This window comes from Bacillus sp. JJ664 (assembly GCF_036962205.1).
GTDB lineage: Bacteria > Bacillota > Bacilli > Bacillales > Bacillaceae_G > Gottfriedia.
In genome coordinates this window covers 1-3,978 of sequence record NZ_JBALMS010000152.1, presented here as the reverse complement: position 1 = coordinate 3,978, position 3,978 = coordinate 1, and the positions used below count along the sequence as shown (strand labels likewise).

At 32.0% G+C, this 3,978-nt stretch carries 3 protein-coding genes; 1 reads left to right on the top strand and 2 read right to left on the bottom strand.

Annotation, left to right across the window (positions count from 1 at the left end):
• Positions 1–167: 167 nt before the first annotated feature.
• Positions 168–974 (bottom strand): YqhG family protein, encoded by an 807-nt coding sequence (locus V7056_RS18650; RefSeq protein WP_499703895.1) that lies wholly within the window; start codon positions 972–974, stop codon positions 168–170.
• Positions 961–2,646, bottom strand: a complete 1,686-nt coding sequence (locus V7056_RS18645; RefSeq protein WP_499703894.1) for a DEAD/DEAH box helicase — start codon at positions 2,644–2,646, stop codon at positions 961–963. Before V7056_RS18645 ends, V7056_RS18650 begins: the two co-directional genes overlap by 14 nt.
• A 358-nt stretch (positions 2,647–3,004) precedes the next feature.
• Here V7056_RS18645 and gcvT point away from each other — a divergent pair.
• Positions 3,005–3,978, top strand: a 974-nt coding sequence (gene gcvT / locus V7056_RS18640) for a glycine cleavage system aminomethyltransferase GcvT (protein ID WP_499703893.1), incomplete at its 3' end; no start/stop codon positions are given.

Genomic DNA, 3,978 nt, shown 5'->3' with positions numbered 1-3,978 from the left:
GCTTACGATGAGTTCATTACATAAAGTAAAGCAATACTACAGTGGTCTTTTACTTTACAAATCAACTTTTAAATTTAACAGAGCTTAAAATTATAAAATAAGGGGCCGTCTCTTTGTCAAATAGACTCATGAGACAGCCCCTTATTTAATAATGAAATAGTTACGAATCATGTCAATCGGTTCATTGTAGTTGGTGAGAGATAGAATAAGCCCCCGTTGATACATTCGACATGAATGACAGGTTCGTATAACTCCTTTAATGCATTATATTCAACATAATAGTTTTCAGGTTTTTCCTCGTCATCTTGATAAAATTGATTGAGTAATTCCAAATCATGTTTCCATCTATCTTTTGCTTCTTCTGCCCATGTTTCATCTTCTTCTTGAATTTTACTTCTCAGTAATTGTTCCATTCTATTTAAACCACTTATTGGTTTTATAATTGGTGACATCGAGTAACAAAAATCTGGAATTTTTGAACTGAATGGAATTTTTTCAAGTTTTGAGTGGAAATTTTCAATAATTGTACCTGAGATTAAATGAATTCCGTAAGAGTATAAATAATCTTTTTTATGGTCACATGTAAAAGACACTTGGTAATTAACAGCTAACCAAGGATGCAGTGCAATTTGTTGTCCCATTGGTGCTTTCGTGTTTTCGTATAATCTGATTGACTGACCAAGCTCATTTACAATTGAGAATATTTGATGAAGTCGTGGAGAACCAAAGTGGATTTGTTCTCCCTTTATATCTTCAGGTACATTTTCACTGTCCGTAATAAATGTTAATTTCATTGGATTTGGAATGCCGCCTGTTTTCTCTAAGTAATGCCAATAGAAAGGGCGATTCATGAGCTTTTTATCCATTTCAACAGTTAATTGAATTTCCAAATATGTCGGTGTTTTTTTGACAAGTTCACATTCATTATTAATAAAAAAGTATTCTATAAAGTCATGTATTTCACTTTGCTGCAAACTGATCACCTACTTGTTTATGTTGCTGTAATTGGATAATGGATGTTAAATTCTCCATTTTTATTTTTATTTCTCCTTCAGTACTTGAGTTTAGAAATATTTCGTTCATGTGTGCTTCAAAATCTTTGTAAGGAATTCTAGTAAGAATATCATCTAGCTCACCAATTACTCGCTCAAATAAATGAATTTTTTCATAAAGTAATCTTAAAATATGTTCCTCTATTGAACCGACAGTAGCAAAATTATAAATACATACGTCTTCTGTTTGACCAAGTCGATGAATACGTCCAATTCTTTGTTCTAGTCTCATTGGATTCCAAGGTAAGTCATAATTGATCATATTAGAACAAAATTGTAAGTTAATCCCTTCGCCACCAGCTTCAGTGGCAATTAGGACTTGTACTCTATTTTTAAAAAGTTCCTTCATCCAATCTTTTTTACCTCTTTTAAATCCTCCACGAAACGGAACAGAAGTAATTCCATGTTGTTTTAGTAACCATTGTAAATATAATTGTGTTGCACGGTATTCAGTAAAGATGATTACCTTATCATCGATTTTCTTGATTAATTCAATTACTTTATTTGCTTTTGAATTTGAAGTAATTTGATTGATTTGATGAAATATTTTTTCGATATATGGATCTGTTACTTCTATATTTTCTTTTTCAAATCTTTGAAGCATTTTTTTAAGGGATACATAAACAGCTTCTCGACTACTACATGCTTCCCGTTTAAATGTTAAAAATGAAAAAGCAGAGTTAACACCTGTATATTGAGATTTTTGCCATTCATCAATTAAATCATATAATTTTTGTTCTTCTTCATTGAAATTGATGAGGACAGTTTCAACTTTTCGTTTTGTCCACTCAATTCCAGTGTCTTGTCTTCGGTTACGAACCATAACTTTTCCGATTAATTCACGAAGTAAGTCTTCATGCTCTAAAGAGCGGTTTTTAGCAGAAAAATATTCTTCAAAACTTGTTTTATTTCCTAGATGACCAGGTTTTAATAAGGAAACTAAATGAAAAATCTCTTCGATTCTATTTTGAACAGGTGTAGCTGTTAGTAAAAGACAATATTTCTTCTTCAAATGCTGTACAAACTCATAGTTTTTTGTTTTATTGTTTTTAAGTTTATGAGCTTCATCGATAATAATTAGATCATAGTTTATGTCTAATATTTTTTCTCGATGTGGTTCACGTTTAGCAGTATCAATGGAAGAAACGACTACATCACAGTTATCCCATACATAGTTTTTCTTTTGTTGAGCAATAGCAGGTATATGAAACTTAGTATTTAATTCAAATGTCCACTGTGATACTAGAGAAGCTGGCACAAGTATTAATACTTTATTCACTAAACCTCTAATCATATATTCTTTTAAGATCAAACCTGCTTCTACTGTTTTTCCTAATCCTACTTCATCTGCAAGTATTGCTTTTCCATTCATTTTTTCAATAACAGTTGTAGCAACCTCTAATTGATGAGGTAGAGGCGTTAAATTAGGCAAATGAGATGGTGCGATCATACCCGTAAATGATGGGACTGCTAGCTTTGTACTCGTATGATAGGCGAGCTTATAGTTTTCCCAATTTGACCAAGGTCCATCATTCTCAAGCTTTTCTAAGAACTCATTTTGCCATTCTGTATGGAATTTAATCTCTATTGACATTTTTTTCTCACCTATTTCATTTTATTATTGGTAAATAATGAACATTATAGTAATATAGATTGTGTAACGTTCGTAATTTTCTTTTGATAAAATTTCACTTCGTTATTGATGAAAACTGTCGTTTAGTGTTAGGATAAGAGTGTAGAAAAAAAGAAAATTCTTATAAGTTTTATTAAATCAAAGAATTAGATTCTTTTGATTTAACAGTAAACTAATATTGTTTAATAATAATTTTTGGTTTTCTACTAGTTTTTCCGAAAAAAGACAAATTATGTAAATTATTTAATTGTTTAGCTGGACGAACTATTAATTTAGTTTTTCCATTATGCTAGCGTGTAGATAAGGGGGAGATGACTACATGACGACTTTATTACGTACACCTTTGTATGAAGAGTACAAAGTTTTAGGTGGTAAAACAATTGATTTTGGTGGCTGGGAGCTACCAGTGCAATTCTCGAGCATTAAAGAAGAACATGAAGCTGTTCGTACAGCGGCTGGTTTATTCGATGTTTCTCACATGGGAGAAATAGAAGTAACTGGTAAAGATAGTCTTAAATATTTACAAAAAATGATGACAAATGATGTTTCAAAGCTAAAAGAAGAAGGCGCAATTTATAGTGCAATGTGCTATGAAGATGCTGGAACTGTAGATGATTTACTAATCTATAAATTTAGCGATGATCATTATTTATTAGTTGTCAATGCGTCTAATATCGAAAAAGATTTTGAATGGTTACACTCACACGTTGAAGGTGATGTAAAAGTTGTAAACAAAAGTGATGAAATTGCGCAATTGGCACTTCAAGGTCCAAAGGCAGTTGAAATGTTACAACGACTTACATCAATTAACGTTTCCGAAATTAAGTATTTTACATTTAAAAATAATGTCCAAATTAGTGGTGTAGAAGCATTAGTTTCACGTACTGGATACACAGGTGAAGATGGTTTTGAACTTTACTGTGCAGCTGTTGATGCTGCTAAGCTTTGGAAAATTCTACTTGAAGCTGGTAAAGAGGACGGATTAAAACCTTGTGGATTAGGTTCACGTGATACACTGCGCTTTGAAGCAACATTAGCACTTTATGGACAAGAACTTTCAAAAGATATCACTCCACTTGAAGCTGGAATCGGCTTTGCTGTGAAGTTAAATAAAGAAGAGGATTTCTTTGGTAAAGAAGTTCTGAAAAATCAAAAAGAACAAGGCATACCGCGTAAATTAGTAGGAATCGAAATGATCGATAAAGGAATTCCAAGATCTCATTATCCTGTATATAAGGATGGCGAATGTATTGGAGAAGTAACAAGTGGTACACAATCTCCAACGTTAAAACG

Coding starts and splice junctions, on each gene's coding strand:
- V7056_RS18645 (WP_499703894.1), bottom strand. CDS start 2,646: ATGTCAATAGAGATTAAATTCCATACAGAATGGCAAAATGAGTTCTTA.